The following is an 18,201-nucleotide window of genomic DNA, read 5'->3' as shown; positions in this document are numbered from 1 at the left end:
GCGGTAGCGCTGAATCCATCCGCGGCACACTTACACAAATTCGAAACGGGGAATTTACCAAGGCCGGCACCCGCGCTCGATTCGCTCGGGCGGCAGCCGGCTATTAATCTTTCATAAAACAACCTCCAGTTACATTCGCGAAAGGTCAAAAAGCATACGCTTAAATTTGAAGGAGAACCAAGGATGCATCGGCACAAGCGCCGAATACCCAGGTTTTTTCCGAAAATTCTTTCTAAATGGAAGGACGACAAAGGCGCCTCGGCGATCGAATTCGCCATGCTGGCACCGCTTTTCATCCTGCTAATACTCGGTATGGTTGCATACGGCATCTATTTCGGCGCCAGCCATTCCATCCAGCAGCTGGCGGCCGACGCGGCCCGCACGGCGATATCCGGGCTCGATGCGGCAGAGCGCAAGCAATTGGTGGACAAGTTCCTCGCGGCCAACGCCGCCGGCTACGCCTTCGTCGACGCCACGAAGCTGAAAGTCGAGGCGAACGACAGCAGCGCCGATCCGAATCAGTTCGAGGTGTCGGTGCTCTACGATGCGCGCAACCTGCCGATCTGGAACCTGCTGCCGGACCTGCCCATGCCGGGCAGGACCATCGCACGCCACTCCACCATCCGCATGGGAGGCATATGATGCAAAAATCCCTCCTCAGGCGGCTGGCGGCGGACCGGCACGGCAATTTCGCGGTGATGGCCGCGCTCAGCGCCCCGGTCGCGCTGGCGCTGGCCGCGGTGGCCATTGACGGCGGCTCGCTCTACACGGAACGGCGCGAGGTGCAGGCGCTGGCCGATCTTGCCGCCATCGCGGGCGCCGCCAATGTCGCCAACGCCGATGCGGCGGTGCTTGCGACGCTGAAAGCCAATGGCGCAAGCGTCGCCATGGTTTCGGGCGCATCCGCGGACCCGGCCGGCGGCAAGGTGTCGGCCGCTGTCGTGCCCGGACGCTACAGCGCCGATGCGGCGATCGAGGCAGGCCGGCGCTTCGAGGCCGGCAGACAGCCCTACAACGCCGTGCAGGTGACGCTGCGCAGGAAGGGGAGGCTGTTCTTCGGCGGCGCCTTCATGCAGCCGCCGACCATCGCCGCCAAGGCCGTGGCGGCCGCGACGCCGCAGGCGACTTTCTCGATCGGATCGCGGCTGCTCAAGATCGATACGGCCGACAGTCCGCTGCTGAACAGCCTGCTCGGCGGGCTGCTCGGCACCAACGTGGCCTTGAGCGCGATGGACTACAACGCGCTGCTCAATGCCGATGTCGGCGTGCTCGACTTCCTCGACCAGATGGCGGTGAAGCTGAACCTCACCGGCGTCAACTATTCCGAAGTGCTCGCTTCCAAGGCATCGATCGGCCAGATCGCCGGGGCGATGGCGAATGTTCCAGGCCTCGATTCCCGCAGCCGGCTCGCGCTCCAAGGCACGGCAGCCGGCGCCACGGGTGCCGTCAAGGTGCCGCTGGAGCATCTGGTCGACCTCGGGCCGATGGGACGGCTCGGGCTCGGCCAGAGGTCGCCCGGACTGGCCGTCGACGCCAAGGCGCTCGCCCTGCTGTCCGCCGCCGCCACGCTGGCGAACGGTGCACGCCAGGTCTCGGTCGATACCGGGATCAACCTTCCGGGCCTGCTCGACATCAAGCTGTCGCTCGCGGTCGGAGAACCGCCGCAGTCGAGCCCATGGCTCACCGTGGGCGAAAAGGGCGCCATCGTGCGCACTGCGCAGACGCGGCTGAAGCTCGTCGCCAATATCGGCAGTTCCACCGTGCAGCCGGGCATCAAGCTGCTGAGCGTGTCCATACCGCTCAATGTCGAGGTGGCCTATGCCGAAGCGCAACTGAAGGACATAAGCTGCACCACTGGCCGCCCGGAAAGCCGCAAGGTGACGATCGCCGCGCGCCCCGGCATCGCGGAGGTCTACCTGGCGCAGAACGACAGCTCCAATTTCGCGGATTTCACGCGCAAGGAGAGCTTCAGCGACGCCTCCCTCGCCAAGGCCAGCATCAACCTTCTGCTCGTCAACATCCCGCTGCTCGAACTCCGGGCCATGGCGCATGCCCGGATGGGCGACACGACGACGACCGACCTTGTTTTCAACGAGGCCGACATCGAGGCCAGGCGCCCCAAGACCGTGACGGCGCGCGACTACACGCAGTCCCTCACCTCCTCGCTGGTCAAGAACCTGGAACTGACCCCCTATGTGCTGGGCGCGCGCATCGGCCTGCTGGATATCGCGCTGAAGCCGCTGCAATCGGCGGTGCTGCCGCTTCTCGACAGCCTCACCTCGCAACTGGACCCGATCCTGTTCAAGCTGCTGTCCGCGCTCGGCATCGGGCTTGGACAGGCGGATGTGCGCGTGACCGACGCGACCTGCGGCCGCTCCGTGCTGGTGCAGTAGATGCTATCGCAGCCGCGCGACGAACCAGCCGAGCGGTTCGAGCGGGAGCGTGCCGCCCCCGACAACAGGGCGGTCGCAAGACAAAACGGCCTCGAGGTTTCCGATTTCGGCCGGGATCGGCCAGTCGGCCGGCCCGCTCGCGAAGTTGAAGGCGCACAGCAGCCTTTCGCCGTCCCGCTCGCGCAGGAAGGCCAGCATATCGCCTTGCGCTTCCAGGAACCGGATCGAACCCGAAACCAGCGCCGGGTGCGCCTTGCGCAGCGCCAATATCTCACGATAGCGGGCGAGCACCGAAGCCGGGTCGGCGTCTTGCGCGTCCACGGCGCGGGCGCGGTGCCCGGGCGGGATCGGCAGCCACGGCCTGCCACTGGTGAAGCCGGCATTCACCGCCTCGCCTTCCCAGACCATGGGCGTGCGGCAGCCGTCCCGTCCCTTGAAGCCCGGCCAGAAGCGGATGCCGTAAGGGTCGCGCAGGTCCTCGAAGGTCAGTTCGGCCTCGGTCAGGCCCAGTTCCTCGCCCTGATAGAGGCAGATCGAGCCGCGCAGGCAGGCAAGCAGCGCGACGGCGAATTTCGCCACCGCGCCGGTGTCGCCGCCGGCTCGCGTCCAGCGGCTGACATGGCGCACCACGTCATGGTTGGAAAAGGCCCAGCACACCCAGCCGTCCGGCGCGGCCTTCTCGAACGCCTCGACGCAGCGCCGCACATGCACGGCCGAGAATTGCGGCCCCAGCAGGTCGAAGGTGTAGCACATGTGCAGCTTGTCGCCGCCGGAGGTGTAGGAGGCCAGCGTCTGCAGCGAGCGCGTCTCGTCGCCCACCTCGCCGACGACGGCGCGTCCGCCATATTCGTCCAGCAGCGAACGGAAGCGGCGCAGGAAGGCCAGGTTCTCCGGCCGCGTCTTGTCGAACAGATGCTCCTGGAACAGATAGGGATTGGTCTCGGTGTTGGTCCCGTCCAGGCTCGTCGCCAGCGGCGGGTTGGAACGCAGCCAGCGGTCGTGAAAATAATAGTTCACCGTGTCGAGCCGGAAGCCGTCCACGCCGCGCTCCAGCCAGAAGCGCACGGTGTCCAGCAGCGCATCCTGCACGGCGGGATTGTGGAAGTTCAGGTCCGGCTGGGCGCTGAGGAAATTGTGCAGGTAATATTGCCGGCGGACCGAATCCCATTCCCATGAAGAACCGCCGAACACGGAGAGCCAGTTGTTGGGCGGGCTGCCGTCCGGTTTCGCATCGGCCCAGACATACCAGTCGGCCTTCCCGTTATCCCGGCTCGAGCGGCTTTCCACGAACCACGGGTGGCGGTCGGAGGAATGCGACAGCACCTGGTCGATGACTACTTTCAGCCCCAGGCGATGCGCCTCGGCCACCAGCGCGTCGAAATCCCCCAGCGAGCCGAACATCGGGTCCACGGCGGTGTAGTCCGACACGTCGTAGCCCATATCGGCCATGGGCGAGGCGAAGAAGGGCGACAGCCACACGGCATCGACGCCGAGCGAGGCGATGTGCGCGAGGCGCCGGACGGTACCCGCAAGGTCGCCGCTGCCGTCGCCGGTCGTATCCTGGAACGAGCGCGGATAGACCTGGTAGATGACGCAGCCGCGCCACCAGTCGTTGCCGTCAATCGCCATCACGTTCCTCGATCATGAAGCCGACGCTGCGGCCCGCCAGCGCGGCAGAAACGTCCGTGGCCGCCGGAAGCGCCGGCACCCAGCGCCAGCCCGCGCGGTCCGGCAGGGAAAAGCGGCAGGCACGGCGGTCGCCGTTGACCGTGACCGCCAGACGGCCGCCTTCGCGCGGCCCCCGCGCCAGCAGCATGGTGAGCCGGCGGCGCTGCGGATCGTGCCATGCGGCCTCGTCCATCGGCGCGCCGGTCTCCGTCAGCCACGCGACATCGGGCGCCTCGGGCGGCCCGCCGGTCAGGAAGGCCGTTTCCGCGAAGGCCGGGACGGAGCGCCGCAGGGCGGAAAGCGCGGCGACGAAATCCTCCAGCGCGCGGTCGCGCCCTTCCCAGTCCAGCCAGGTGACGTCATTGTCCTGCGCATAGGCGTTGTTGTTGCCGCGCTGGCTGCGGCCGAACTCGTCGCCGGCCGTCAGCATGATGGTGCCGCGCGAGGCGAACAGGGTGGCCAGCAGCGCGCGCTTGTCGCGGTCGCGCCGTTCCGCGACCTCGGGGTCGGCGCTCTCGCCCTCGACGCCGTTGTTCCATGACAGGTTGTCGTGGTGGCCGTCGCGGTTCCTTTCGCCGTTGGCCTCGTTGTGCTTGCGCTCATAGGCGACCAGATCGGCCAGCGCCATGCCGTCATGCGCGGCGACGAAATTCACGGTTCGCGTGAGCGTCTGGCCGTCATGGCCGAAAATATCCGAGGAGCCGGCCAGCCTCGTGGCCAGCGCGCCCACGGCCCCGGGATCGCCGCGCCAGAAGCGGCGGACATCGTCGCGGTAGCGGTCGTTCCACTCCAGGAAAAACGGCGGGAAACCGCCCAGCCGGTAGCCTTCGCGGCCGATGTCCCACGGCTCGGCGATCATCACGCGATCGGCCAGCAGCGGATCGGCACGCATCTCCTCGAAAAGCGGCGCGTGCAGCGTGAAGGCGCCATCGACGCGGCCAAGCACGGCGGCAAGGTCGAAACGGAACCCGTCCACGCCGGCATGGCGCACGAAATGGCGCAGGCTGTCGAAGATCAGTTCGCGCACGGCCGGATGGTCGCAGGCCAGCGTGTTGCCGGTGCCGGTGTCGTTGGCCAGTCGCCCGTCGGCCTCGTGCCGATAACAGGCGCGCGCGTCGAGGCCGCGCAGCGACAGGGTCGGGCCGGCCTCGTCGCTCTCGCCGGTGTGGTTGAAGACCACGTCGAGGATCACGCCGATGCCGGCCGTGTGCAGCGCCTCGACCACATGGCGCAGGTCGGCGATGCCGCCGGGGGCGAGACGCGGGTCGAGCGCCATGAAGGTGACGGGATTGTAGCCCCAGGCGTTGCGCAGGCCGAGCGGCGGCAGATGCCGCTCGTCTATCCAGGCGGCCACCGGCATCAGTTCCACCGCCGAGACGCCGAGCTTTTGCAGGTGCGCGATGATTGCCGGATGCGCCAGCGCCTCCAGCGTGCCGCGCTCGGCCGGCGGCACGTCCGGATGGCGCATGGTGAAGGCCCTCACCGGAAGCTCGTAGACCAGCCCGCCCGACGCAAACAGCGGTGGGCGCGAGGGCACCGCATCAGGCAGCGCAACCACGACCGATTTCGGCACCAGCGGCGCGGTGTCGCCTCCTTCGCCGCGGCGGGCGGCGAGGCATGGGTCATAAACATAAGGCCGGTCGATCGCGGCGGCGTAGGGATCGACCAGCAGTTTGTTCGGATCGAACCACAGGCCGCGCCCGGGCGCGTATTCGCCGTCCGCCCGGAAGCCGTATTTCGCGCCGGCCTTCAGACCCGGCACGGTCAGCGCATGGATGCCCTCGCCCTGCGGTGCCATCTCCAGCCGCGCCGTTTCACGCTCGCCCGCCTCGTCGAACAGGCTCAGCCAGATGCGCTCCGCCGCGCCGGACCAGACGGCAAAGCGGACGCCTCCGGGGATGATTGTGGCGCCGAGGGGATACATGCGCGGCATCACACCCTCACCTTTGCGGGCAGGGCCGGCGAGCGGTCGGAGCGAAGCGGAGAGTGCGAGACCGGGCGGGGATGTTCCGCACCAGCACAGGCTCGTTTGCCCCCACCCCGCGCACGTCGTGCGCGACCCTCCCCGCGAGAGGGAGGGTGAGGAGCCGGCGCAGCCGTCACGTAATCACGCTCGGCTTGTCGCGGCCGGTGTGCTTGCGGATGCCGGCGATGTCGTCCGCCGCCGCGATGAGGTCGGCCAGCGCCTCCTGCGTGTCGATGTCGTGCTTTTTCGGGTCCGGCTCGTAGCGCTCGATATAGACGCGCAAGGTGGCGCCGCTGGTGCCGGTGCCCGACAGCCGGAACACCACGCGCGAGCCGCCCTCGAACATCACGCGGATGCCCTGATGCTCGCTTACCGAACCGTCGACCGGATCGTGATAGGCGAAATCGTCGGCCTTCTCGACGGTCAGGCCGCGCAACTGCGTTCCCGGCAGCGAGGCCAGCCTGGCGCGCAGTTCGTCGATCAGCGCGTTGGCGCGGGCGCTCTCGACCTCCTCGTAGTCGTGGCGCGAATAATAGTTGCGGCCGTAGGTGGCCCAGTGTTTTTCCACGATCTCCTTCACGCCTTCGCCGCGCGCCGCGATGATGGAGAGCCACAGAAGCACGGCCCACACGCCGTCCTTCTCGCGCACATGGTTGGAGCCGGTTCCGGCGCTTTCCTCGCCGCAGATCGTGGCCATGCCGGCATCGAGCAGATTGCCGAAGAACTTCCAGCCGGTCGGCGTCTCATACATGCCGATGCCGAGTTTCTCGGCCACCCGGTCGGCCGCGCCGCTGGTCGGCATGGAGCGGGCAATGCCCTTGAGCCCGGCCTTGTAGCCCGGCGCGACGGTGGCGTTGGCGGCCAGCAGGGCCAGCGAATCCGAAGGGGTGACGAAGATGCCCCGGCCGATGATGAGGTTGCGGTCTCCGTCGCCGTCGGAGGCGGCGCCGAAATCCGGCGCGTTCGGCCCCATCATCTCGTCATAGAGATGCTTGGCGTGGACGAGGTTCGGGTCCGGGTGGTGGCCGCCGAAATCCGGCAGCGGCCTGAAATTGCGGCAGGTGCCGTCCGCGGCACCCAGCCGGCGCTCGAAGATCTCCTTGCCGTAAGGGCCGGTGACGGCGTGCATGGAATCGAAGCGCATGCGGAAGCCCGATTCAAAAAGCTTGCGCAAGGCATTGAAATCGAACAGGCTTTCCATCAACTCGGCATAGTCCTTCACCGGATCGATGACCTCGACGGTCATGTCGCCCGCCTTCACGGTGCCGAGCTTGTCGATGTCGATCTCGCCGATATCTGCGATCCGGTATTCCTTGATCGCCTTCGACCTGGCGAAGATCGCGTCGGTGATCTTCTCCGGCGCCGGGCCGCCGTTCTCGGCATTGTACTTGATGCCGAAATCCTCCTTCGGGCCGCCCGGATTGTGGCTGGCCGACAGGATGATGCCGCCGAAGGCCCTGTATTTGCGGATGACGTTGGAGGCGGCCGGCGTGGAGAGAATCCCGCCCTGCCCCACCATCACCTTGCCGAAGCCGTTGGCGGCCGCGATGGCCAGCACCTTCTGGATGACCTCGCGGTTGTAGTAGCGGCCGTCGCCGCCCAGCACCAGCGTCTTGCCCTCGAAGCCGTCGAGCGCGTCGAAGATCGACTGCACGAAGTTCTCGACATAGTTCGGCTGCTGGAATTCCGGCACCTTCTTGCGCAGGCCGGACGTGCCCGGCTTCTGATCGTCATAGGGCTTGGTGGCGACGGTTCGGATCATGATTGCGATACCCTTCTGGACAGGAGCCGGCGATACAGCTCAACATATTTCCCCGCGCTTCGATCCCACGAGACATCCGCTTTCATGCCCTGGCGCTGGATCGTCGACCAGAGCGCGGGCGCGGCATGCGCCTCGACCACGCGCCGCACCGCATGCAGCAGCGCGTCGCCGCTGTCGGGCGCGAACTGGAAGCCGGTGGCGACGCCGGCCGAAACGGCCGCCTCGTTGGCGTCGATGACGGTGTCGGCCAGCCCGCCGGTGCGCGCGACGACCGGCACGCAGCCATAGCGCAGGCCGTAAAGCTGCGTCAGCCCGCAGGGCTCGAAGCGCGAGGGGATGAGGATGGCGTCGCAGCCGCCCTGCATGAGATGCGACAGCGCCTCGTCATAGCCGATCACCGCGCCGACGCGGCCATGATGGCGGGCGGAGGCGGCCAGCAGCGCGCCTTCGAGGCCGGCGTCGCCTGCCCCCAGCACCGCAAGCCGGGCCCCGGCCGCGACGACCTGGTCCAAGATCGAGACGAGTATGTCGATGCCCTTCTGCCAGGTCAGGCGGCTGATCACGCACAGGAGCGGACTGCCGTCCCGGTCAAGATCGAAGCGGGCCTCAACCGCCGCGCGGTTGGCGGCGCGGACCTTGAGCGTTTTCGCTGAATAGGTCGCGGCGAGATGACCGTCCGTCGCCGGGTTCCACAATTCCACGTCGATGCCGTTGACGATGCCGTAGAGGTCAGCGGCACGCATGTTGATGAGGCCGTCCAGCCCCATGCCGAAGGCAGGCGTGCGGATTTCCTGCGCATAGGTGGGGCTGACGGTGGTGATCGCCCATGCCGCCTGCAGGCCGGCCTTGAGGAAGCCGACGCCGCCGTAATATTCCACGCCGTCGAGGCTCATCGCTTCTGCCGGCAGGCCGAGTTCGGCGAAGATGGAGGCCGCGAACTGGCCCTGGAAGGCAAGGTTGTGGACCGTGATCAACGAGGGCGTGGCCACTGCCTTGCCATAGCGCATATAGGCCAAGGTCATCGCCGCCTGCCAGTCATGCGCATGGACCAGTTCGGGCAGGTAGCCGGCGACCGCGCCGCCCGCTATGTCGGCGCCGACCTGGCCGAGCGCGGCGAAGCGGCGCCAGTTGTCGGGCCAGTCGCGCCCGCCGGCATCGCCGTAGGGGCCGCCGACACGGTCGAACAGATGCGGCGCGTCGAGCACGAACAGGTCGAGACCGCCCGCTTCGGCCGCGTAGACCGAGGCCTTGGCGCCGAACAGCTTCGGATATTGCAGCACCGCCTTCTTCTTGCGGAACGCGGCCGTCACCACCGGATAGCCCGGCACCAGCGAGCGCATCGCCACGCCCTTTTCCTTCAGGGCGAGCGGCAGGGCGCCCGCCACGTCGGCAAGGCCGCCGGTCTTGACGAGGGGAAAGAGTTCCGGCGTGACGGACAGGACGTTCATATCTCTTCGACGCTTTTCAGTCCGGAGTAGGCGAATCGCAACTCGGCCATTGCGACGTTCTCTGACAGCCTCCCTTCGAGGGCTGCGAGAATGGTGTTGCAAACGGCCGTCCGCCGGCGAAGCACATCCTCGTTCCAGAAGCGCAAAATCGACCATCCTCGTTTCTGAAGAAAGGTGTCACGATGACGGTCATGCACGCTATCGGCATGTTGGCTGCCATTTAGTTCGACGGCAAAATCGGCAATGTACGTCCCTACCGGCAATTGACGGACAAAATGGTAGCCGCCGAGGCGATTCGCCTTGAGCTGCATCCAGAGCAGGGCTTCAGACTTTGTGCCATTCTTGCGCAAGGTGCGGGCGAAAGTCGTCGCTTCGGGCTTTCTGCGCGTTCCGGCGGGACATCCCCCCTCTCCGTCTCGGCTGCGCCTCGACACCTCTCCCCCCGTTCCGGGTGGAGAGGACGGGCGTTCAGACTGGCTCCCGTCCTCTCCCTCACGCAGTGGGGGAGAGGTGTCGAGGCGCAGCCGGGACGGAGAGGGGGCAGTCATCAAGCCCCGTCATGCAAACGAAAACCGGATCGCATCAGCACCCTTCAACCTCCCAGCCTGTCGATCATCGGCTGGGTGATGAGGCAGATGCCCTTTTCCGTGACGCGGAAGCGCCTGGCGTCCAGTTCCGGGTCCTCGCCCACCACCAGCCCCTCCGGGATGCGCACGCCGTGGTCCAGCACCACGCGGCTCAGGCGCGCGTTGCGGCCGATGTGGCAATCCGGCAGCATCACCACCTCCTCCAGCCTGGAATAGGAATTGATGCGCGCGCCGGTGAAGATCAGGCTGCGGCGCAGCGAGGCGCCGGAGACGATGCAGTCGCCCGAAACCAGCGAGGAGATCGCCTCGCCGCGGCGGCCGTCCTCGTCATGCACGAACTTGGCCGGCGGCTTCAGCTCGGCATAGGTCCAGATCGGCCAGTCGCGATCGTAGAGGTCGAGCTCGGGAATGACGTCGGTCAGGTCGATATTGGCCTCCCAATAGGCGTCGACGGTTCCCACGTCGCGCCAGTAGGGCGCGGCCTCCTGGGTGGAGCGCACGCAGGACTTGGCGAAGCGGTGCGCGATCGCCTTGCCGTTCCTGACGATGTCGGGGATGATGTCCTTGCCGAAATCGCGGCTGGAATTGGGATCGGCCGCGTCCTTGCGCAGCATCTCCATCAGGAATTTCGTCTTGAAGACATAGATGCCCATCGAGGCCAGGGCGAAGTCCGGCTTGTCGGGAATGCCGGGCGGATCTTCCGGCTTCTCGATGAAGGAGATGATGTTGTCCTTGCCGTCGACGTGCATGACGCCGAAGCCGGTGGCTTCCATGCGCGGCACTTCCAGACAGCCAACGGTGACGTCCGCGCCGGCATCGACGTGCTGCCGCAACATCAGCTCGTAATCCATCTTGTAGATGTGGTCGCCGGCCAGAATCACCATGTATTCAGGGCCGTAGGCCTCGATGATGTCGATATTCTGGTAAACCGCGTCCGCCGTGCCCTCGTACCATTGCGTTTCGGAGACGCGCTGGCTGGCCGGCAATATGTCGAAGCTCTCGTTGCGCTCGGGCCGCAGGAAGTTCCAGCCGCGCTGGAGATGGCGGATCAGCGAATGCGCCTTGTATTGCGTGGCGACGCCGAGGCGGCGGATGCCGGAATTCAGCGCGTTGGACAGCGCGAAATCTATGATGCGGGTCTTGCCGCCGAAATAGACCGCGGGCTTGGCGCGCCGGTCGGTCAGTTCCCGAAGGCGTGAGCCGCGCCCGCCGGCCAGCACATAGGCCATGGCGTCACGAGCCAGCGGCTGCGATCGTTTCAGGTCCACCATAGCGCTTCCTCCCGATGCCCTGCGGCCGCTCATTCGTCCGCACCGAATTCCAGCATGACGGTGGCCAGGGGCGGCAGCAGCATGGTCGCGACGACCGCCCCGCCCTCCCCGCGCGCCTCGACGAAGCCGCCATTGCCCTTGCCCGAGCCGCCGTAATCGGCGGCGTCGGTGTTCATGATCTCGCGCCAGCGGCCGGCATGCGGCAGCGGCACGCGGTAGTTCTCGCGCGGCACCGGCGTGAAGTTGGAGACGACGGCGACCGGGTTGGCGTCCGGCGCCTTGCGCAGCCAGGCGAACACCGAATTCTGCTTGTCGTCCACGATCAGCCAGGAAAAGCCGTCGGGCTCGCAGTCGCGCGCATAGAGCGCCGGGCGCGAGCGGTAGAGAAGGTTCAGGTCGCGCACGACGTGCCGGACGCCGCGATGCGGCGCGTGATCGAGCAGGTCCCAGTCCAGCGACCGGGCCTCGCTCCATTCGCGCCGCTGCGCGAATTCCTGGCCCATGAACAGCAGTTTCTTGCCCGGGTAGCCCCACATGAAGGCGTAATAGGCGCGCAGGGTGGCGAATTTCTGCCAGTCGTCGCCCGCCATCTTGGCGATGAGCGAACCCTTGCCGTGCACCACCTCGTCATGGGACAGCGGCAGCACGAAATTCTCGCTGAAGGCGTACATCAGCCCGAAGGTCAGCTCGTCGTGGTGGTGCTTGCGGTGGATGGGCTCGCGGGCGAAATAGGCCAGCGTGTCGTGCATGAAGCCCATGTTCCACTTGAAGCCGAAGCCCAGCCCGCCCTCGTGCACGGGCTGCGACACCTTCGGCCAGGAGGTCGATTCCTCGGCGATGGTCACCACGCCGGGCTGATGGCCGTAAAGCTCCCGGTTCATGCGTTGCAGGAAGGCGACCGCCTCGAGGTTCTCGCGCCCGCCCTTCTCGTTGGGCAGCCACTCGCCGGGCTTGCGCGAATAATCGAGGTAGAGCATGGAGGCGACCGCATCCACGCGCAGCCCGTCCACGTGATATTTCTCGGCCCAGTAGAGCGCGTTGTTGACGAGGAAGGAAACCACCTCGCGGCGGCCGAAATTGTAGATCGCCGTGTTCCAGTCCGGGTGAAAACCCTTGCGCGGGTCGGCGTGCTCGTAGAGCGCGGTGCCGTCGAAGCGCGCCAGACCGTGCGCGTCCACCGGGAAATGCGCCGGCACCCAGTCGAGGATGACGCCGATGCCGGCCCGGTGGGCGCCGTCGACGAAGCGGGCGAAACCCGCCGGCTCGCCGAAGCGCGCGGAGGGCGCGTAGAGGCCGGTGGTCTGGTAGCCCCATGAGGGGTCGTAGGGATGCTCCGAGATCGGCAGGAACTCGATATGGGTGAAGCCCATGTCGGCCACATAGGGGATCAGCCGGTCGGCCAATTCGTCCCATGACAGGAAGGAGCCGTCGTCGCGGCGCTGCCACGACCCGGCATGGACCTCATAGATGGAGATCGGCTGGCGGCGCGGGTCGGCCTTGCGCCAGAACTCGCGATGCGCGGCATCGCCCCACTCGTGGCTCGAAGGCGCGTCGATGACCGAGGCCGTGGCCGGCCGCATCTCCGAGCGGAAGGCGAAGGGATCGGCCTTCAGCGGCACGCGGTTTCCTTCCGCGCCGACGATCTCGTATTTATACGGGCGGCCGGCGCCGATATCGGGCAGGAAGATTTCCCAAACGCCGATGTCCTGCCTGAAGCGCATGGGATGGCGGCGGCCGTCCCAGCCGTTGAAGTCGCCCACCACCGAGACGCGCCAGGCGTTCGGCGCCCAGACCGCGAAATGCACGCCCTTTGCGCCCTCATGCTCGATCGGGTGCGCGCCGAGCTTATCGAAAAGCCTCAGATGCGAGCCCTCGGCGATGTAGTAGTCGTCCATCGGGCCGAGCACGGGGCCGAAGGAATAGGGGTCGGTGACCCACCAGTCGCCCCCGGCGTTGCGGGCGTGGTAGCGCAGCGGCTGGCGCTTGCGGATGGAAAGCTTGCCCTCGAAGAAGCCGGCCTCGTGGCGCCGCTCCAGTTGCCCCGCCTCCTTGCCGGCAAGCGTGTAGGCGGTGACGGATTCCGCATCCGGGATGAAGCAGCGGGCGACGAGGCCGCCGGCCTTCTGGATGCCCAGCACAGCGAAGGGGTCGCGATGCGTGCCCGCCACGATCGCCGCAATGTCGTAGTCCGTCGCCGGTCCTGCCGGGCCGGCTTTCGCAGCGATTGCACGTGGCCCTGCGCTCAAGCGGCGTTCCTCCCCTGAGGCGTCTGTCCGAGCCTCATGCAATCACATCAAACCGGCACGTTCCAGATATCTTTCGCGTATTGGCGGATGGTGCGGTCGGACGAGAACCAGCCGACGCGCGCGACATTGCGGATCGCCCTGGCGTGCCAGTCCGCGCTGTCGCGCCAGACGTCGTCCACCCGCCTCTGCGCGGCGGCGTAGGCGTCGAAATCGGCGGCCACCATGAACCAGTCATGCTCGTAGAGACCGTCCATGAGTTCGCGATAGCGGCCCGGATCGTCGGGCGAGAACACGCCGGACGACACGGCAGCGATCGCCTGCGACAGCTCGCGCGAGCCTTCGATGACGGCGCGGGGATCGTAGCCGCGGGCGCGGCGCTCGGCCACCTCGCCCGCCTTCAGCCCGAAAATGAAGATGTTGTCGTCGCCGACATGTTCCCTGATCTCGACATTGGCGCCGTCCAGCGTGCCGATGGTCAGCGCGCCGTTCAGCGCGAACTTCATGTTGCCGGTGCCGGACGCCTCCATGCCGGCGGTGGAGATCTGTTCGGACAGGTCGGCGGCCGGCATCAGCACCTCGGCGGCGCTGACGTTGTAGTTCGGCACGAACACCAGTTTCAGCAGGCCGCGCACGGCCGGGTCGCGGTTGACGACCTTGGCTACGTCGTTGGCGAGCTTTATGATGAGCTTGGCGTTGTGGTAGCTCGGCGCGGCCTTGCCGCCCAGGAATTTCACGCGCGGGCTCCAGTCGCGCTCGGGATGCGAGCGGATCTGGTCGTAGAGCGCCACCGCCTCCAATATGTTGAGAAGCTGGCGCTTGTATTCGTGGATGCGCTTGATCTGGATGTCGAACAGCGCCGACGGATCGACCTTGATGCCCAGCCGCTCGGCCACCAGACTGGCCAGCCGCTCCTTGTTCCGGCGCTTCACCGCCGCGAACTTCTCCCGGAACGCCGCATCTTCGGCCAGCGGGTCGAGATCGCGGATCGCCTCGATGTCGTCGAGGAAGCGGTCGCCGATCACCTCGCGCGCCAGCGCGGTCAGACCGGCATTGCACTGGAACAGCCAGCGGCGCGGGGTGATGCCGTTGGTCTTGTTGTTGATGCGGTCGGGATAGAGCGCGTGCAGGTCGGCGAAGACCGTGGTCTTCATCAGTTCGGTGTGGAGCGCCGAGACGCCGTTCACCGAATGCGAGCCGACGAAAGCCAGATTGCCCATGCGCAGGCGGCGCTCGCCATTCTCCTCGATGAGCGAGATGCGGGCGATCTGCCCGTCCGAAAACTTTCCGCTGCGGCGCGCCTCGAGCAGGACCGCCGCGTTGATGGCATAGGCAAGCTGCATGTGACGCGGCAGAAGCCGCTCGAACAGCGGCACCGGCCAGCTTTCCAGCGCTTCGGGCAGCAGCGTGTGGTTGGTGTAGGCGAAGGTGCGGCGCGTGACGTCCCAGGCCTTGTCGAACTCCATGCCGTGCACGTCGATCAGCAGCCGCATCAGTTCGGTCACGGCGACGGCGGGATGGGTGTCGTTCAGGTGGATCGCGGCCTTGTCCGGCAGCGAGGCCAGATCGCCGTATTGGCTGAGGTGCCGCTGCAGGATGTCCTGCAAGGAAGCGGACGAGAAGAAATATTCCTGCCGCAGCCTGAGTTCCTGCCCCGCCTGGTGCGAGTCGGCCGGATAGAGCACGCGCGACAGCGCATCCGCCTTGTTGCTCTCGGCCAGCGCGCCGATATGGTCGCCGGCGTTGAACTTGTCGAGCAGGATCGGGTCCACCGGCATTCCCGACCACAGCCTCAGCGTGTTGACCCGCTTTGCCCGCCAGCCCACGACCGGCGTGTCGTAGGCGACCGCCAGGACCCGCTCGGTCGGCTTCCAGACATGCCGCGCCGGAGCTTCGCCCTCCCCCGTCAGCGCTTCCACCGAGCCGCAGAAGCCGACCTCGAAGGAGCGTTCGCGGCGCTCGAACTCCCACGGATTGCCGTGGTCGAGCCATGTCTCCGGCAGTTCGACCTGCCAGCCGTCGTGGATCTCCTGCCGGAACATGCCGTTGGCGTAGCGGATGCCGTAGCCATGGGCGGGAATGTCGACGGTCGCCATCGATTCCATGAAACAGGCGGCCAGCCGGCCCAGGCCGCCATTGCCCAGCGCCGCGTCCGGCTCCAGCTTGGCGATCAGGTCGAGATCCACTTCGAGGGAGGCCAGGGCTTCCCGGACCGTCTCCATCAGGCCGAGATTGGAGAAGGCGTCGCGCATCAGCCGGCCGATCAGGAATTCCAGCGACAGGTAATAGACGCGCTTTTCCTGCTTGTCATAGGCTTCCTTGGTCGCCTTGACCCAATGGTCGATGATGCGGTCGCGCACCACCTTGATGGAGGCGGTCAGCCAGTCATAGGGCGTGGCGACGGTGATGTCCTTGCCGATGCGGTATTTGAGCGCCTGCAGGATTTCGCCGGCCAGCATCTGCGGGTCGGGATTCTCGGGCAAAGGCTGAGGGCGAACTTGCACGCGGGTCCTTTCGGCCACGGCGAACTCCAAATCACCGCCGCGGCGGCCATGCTTTGCCATTCCTATGACCAGAGATGCAATTTTTCAATCGATTTAACGGGGAAGATATCGACAGGATCGTGCAGGAATCGGCCTTTCATGCGGCGAGCGGCGCGGCCGGCGGCTTCTTGGCCCCGGTCATGAAGGCCACCGCGTCCGACATGGTGTACTGCTTCGGGTCGATCACGGCGATGCGCCGGCCGAGCCTGTGGATGTGGACGCGGTCCGCCACCTCGAAGACATGCGGCATGTTGTGCGAGATGAGCACGATCGGCAGGCCGCGCCGCTTCACGTCCAGCATCAGTTCCAGCACGCGCCGGCTTTCCTTGACGCCGAGCGCGGCGGTCGGCTCGTCCATGATGACGACGCGGCTGCCGAAAGCCGCCGCGCGCGCCACCGCCACGCCCTGGCGCTGGCCGCCCGAAAGCGTTTCCACCGACTGGTTGATGTTCTGGATGGTCATCAGCCCGAGTTCCGAAAGCTTTTCGCGCGCAAGCCTGGCCATGCGGGCGCGGTCGAGGCGGCGCAGCACCTGCCCCATGAAGCCGGGCTTGCGCAGCTCCCGCCCCAAAAACATGTTGTCGGCGATGGACAGCGCCGGCGACAGCGCAAGGTTCTGGTAGACGGTCTCGATGCCGGCCAGCCGCGCTTCCATGGGCGAGCGGAAATGCACCTGCTTGCCGTCCAGGAATATCTGCCCGCTGTCGGGGATCACCGCCCCGCACAGCGCCTTGATGAGCGTGGACTTGCCCGCGCCGTTGTCGCCGATCACCGCCAGGATCTCGTTCGGCATCAGGTCGAAATCGGTGTTGTCCAGCGCCACGACCCGGCCGTAGCGCTTGTTGAGGCCCCGGGCCTCGAGGATGGGCTGGCTCCCGGGGACGGGCTTGATCGTGGTCATGCGGATATCTTCCTGATCCACTGGTCGATGGTTACGGCCAGGATGATGAGAATGCCGACAGTGAACTCCTGCCAGAGCGACTCGAAGCCGGCGAGCGCCAGCCCGTTGCGGAACACGCCGACGATCAGCGCCCCGAACAGGGTGCCGACGATCGAGCCGCGCCCGCCGAACAGCGACGTGCCGCCGATGACCACGGCGGTGATGGCGTCCAGATTGGCGGTCTGGTTGCCGAGCGGGCTGGCCGCGCCGATGCGGCCGACCAGAACCCAGCTCGCGACGGCGCAGATGAAGCCGGCCAGCGCGTAGACCGCGATCAGCGTGCCGGCGGTGTTGATGCCGGCCAGCCGCGCGGCTTCCGGATCGTCGCCGGTGGCGTAGACGTGGCGACCGAAAGCGGTGCGGTTCAGCACGTACCAGATGACGATGGCGATCAGGATCATGGCGATGGCGCCATAGGTCAGCACGGCGCCGCCGCCGAGGCGTATGGTGTGGCCGAGCCATTGCAGCAGCGGCGCCGTCGCCTCGATGTCCTGCGCGCGGATGGTCTCGGAATGCGAGACGTAGATGACCATGGAGCCGTAGATGCTCCAGGTGCCCAGCGTGACGATGAAGGGCGGCAGCTTCAGCAGCGCCACCAGCAGGCCGTTGACGAGGCCGCAGCCGAGCCCGGTGGCGAGGCCGACCGCGAAGGCGACCTCCGGCGGCCAACCCCATATGACCGCCAGCCGGCCCATGACGATGGAGGACAGCACCATGATGGCGCCGACCGACAGGTCGATGCCGGCGGTGAGGATGACCAGCGTCTGGGCGATGCCCAGCACGGCGATGATGGTGACCTGCTGCAGCACCAGCGACAGGTTGAACGGCGCGAAGAAGCGCCCGCCGACGATGACCGAAAAGATCGCCACGCCGATGATCAGCACGATGAAGGGGACGGCCGTCGGATATTCGTGCAGGAAACGCTGGATGCTGCGCAGGCCCGAATGCCTGTCCTCCTCGAAGCTGGCGACGCTCTGGTCCTGGCCAGCCAGTCCCCGTTCCGCAGTCGTCGAGCCGGTCGCGTCGTCGCTCATTGATTTCCCCCTCCCGGCGGGTTCGGTTTCAAGGCACGTCCTGTGAAATTCCGGGTTCGGTCCGCCCAAGGACGGATCGAACCTTGCCGCAAAGGCGGCGGTTTCGGTTTCTCCGGGCCTGGTAGGTCCGGCGGGCCTTCCCGGCGCTAGGCAGACGGTTCCTGCGCTCCGCCACGGCTCCCTGCCCTGCGGGCGTTTAGGCCCACCGGACGTTTTGGTCCGCCCGAGGCGGCTTCACCGTTCGAAGCCCTTCATCATGCCACCGGCACGATGAATTCGCTACGCGAACCGTTCCAGCCACGGAGCCGCTCACGGCCGCTCCCGGCCGGGGCCCCGCTGCCTGCGG

General features: G+C 66.7%; 12 protein-coding genes. 2 read left to right on the top strand and 10 right to left on the bottom strand.

Features of this window, described 5'->3' with window-relative positions; genetic code table 11:
* Positions 1-183 precede the first annotated feature (183 nt).
* Positions 184-642: a TadE/TadG family type IV pilus assembly protein gene (locus QU595_RS04290; RefSeq protein ID WP_315919404.1), complete on the top strand. Its 459-nt coding sequence runs from the start codon at positions 184-186 to the stop codon at positions 640-642.
* Positions 642-2,393, top strand: a complete 1,752-nt coding sequence (locus QU595_RS04285; protein ID WP_315919403.1) for a TadG family pilus assembly protein — start codon at positions 642-644, stop codon at positions 2,391-2,393. The genes QU595_RS04290 and QU595_RS04285 overlap by 1 nt, the downstream gene beginning before the upstream one ends.
* Positions 2,394-2,396: 3 nt before the next feature.
* On the opposite strand, the gene QU595_RS04280 is transcribed toward QU595_RS04285, so the two are convergent.
* From QU595_RS04280 to QU595_RS04235, 10 genes are all read right to left on the bottom strand, one after another.
* Positions 2,397-4,022: an alpha-glucosidase family protein gene (locus QU595_RS04280; RefSeq protein ID WP_315919402.1), complete on the bottom strand. Its 1,626-nt coding sequence runs from the start codon at positions 4,020-4,022 to the stop codon at positions 2,397-2,399.
* Positions 4,012-5,985 (bottom strand): glycogen debranching protein GlgX, encoded by a 1,974-nt coding sequence (gene glgX, locus QU595_RS04275; RefSeq protein WP_315920696.1) that lies wholly within the window; start codon positions 5,983-5,985, stop codon positions 4,012-4,014. Before glgX ends, QU595_RS04280 begins: the two co-directional genes overlap by 11 nt.
* Positions 5,986-6,160: 175 nt before the next feature.
* A complete protein-coding gene (locus QU595_RS04270) occupies positions 6,161-7,789 on the bottom strand; it encodes an alpha-D-glucose phosphate-specific phosphoglucomutase (RefSeq protein ID WP_410000473.1) in 1,629 nt (542 codons plus the stop codon).
* On the bottom strand, positions 7,786-9,237 hold the full coding sequence (glgA, locus tag QU595_RS04265; protein ID WP_315919401.1) for a glycogen synthase GlgA: 1,452 nt from the start codon (positions 9,235-9,237) through the stop codon (positions 7,786-7,788). The genes QU595_RS04270 and glgA overlap by 4 nt, the downstream gene beginning before the upstream one ends.
* Positions 9,234-9,671 carry an endonuclease domain-containing protein gene (locus QU595_RS04260; protein WP_315919399.1) on the bottom strand — a complete coding sequence of 146 codons (438 nt, stop codon included), beginning with the start codon at positions 9,669-9,671 and terminating at the stop codon, positions 9,234-9,236. The genes glgA and QU595_RS04260 overlap by 4 nt, the downstream gene beginning before the upstream one ends.
* Before the next feature lie 158 nt (positions 9,672-9,829).
* The gene (glgC, locus tag QU595_RS04255) at positions 9,830-11,095 is read right to left on the bottom strand and encodes a glucose-1-phosphate adenylyltransferase (protein WP_315919397.1); all 1,266 of its coding nucleotides are present in this window, start codon (positions 11,093-11,095) and stop codon (positions 9,830-9,832) included.
* A gap of 29 nt (positions 11,096-11,124) precedes the next feature.
* A complete protein-coding gene (glgB, locus tag QU595_RS04250; RefSeq protein WP_315920692.1) occupies positions 11,125-13,320 on the bottom strand; it encodes a 1,4-alpha-glucan branching protein GlgB in 2,196 nt (731 codons plus the stop codon).
* Positions 13,321-13,388: 68 nt separating this feature from the next.
* Entirely contained in the window at positions 13,389-15,797 is a 2,409-nt protein-coding gene (locus tag QU595_RS04245; protein WP_315920690.1) for a glycogen/starch/alpha-glucan phosphorylase, read from the bottom strand.
* A 181-nt stretch (positions 15,798-15,978) separates the two neighbouring features.
* On the bottom strand, positions 15,979-16,782 hold the full coding sequence (locus QU595_RS04240; RefSeq protein ID WP_315919396.1) for an ATP-binding cassette domain-containing protein: 804 nt from the start codon (positions 16,780-16,782) through the stop codon (positions 15,979-15,981).
* Positions 16,779-17,855, bottom strand: a complete 1,077-nt coding sequence (locus tag QU595_RS04235) for an ABC transporter permease (RefSeq protein ID WP_315919395.1) — start codon at positions 17,853-17,855, stop codon at positions 16,779-16,781. The genes QU595_RS04240 and QU595_RS04235 overlap by 4 nt, the downstream gene beginning before the upstream one ends.
* Between the last annotated feature and the right edge of the window lie 346 nt (positions 17,856-18,201).

The sequence above is a fragment of the Mesorhizobium sp. SP-1A genome, from assembly GCF_032460275.1.
Classification (GTDB): Bacteria; Pseudomonadota; Alphaproteobacteria; order Rhizobiales; family Rhizobiaceae; genus Mesorhizobium.
This window is presented reverse-complemented; position numbering and strand designations above follow the sequence as displayed.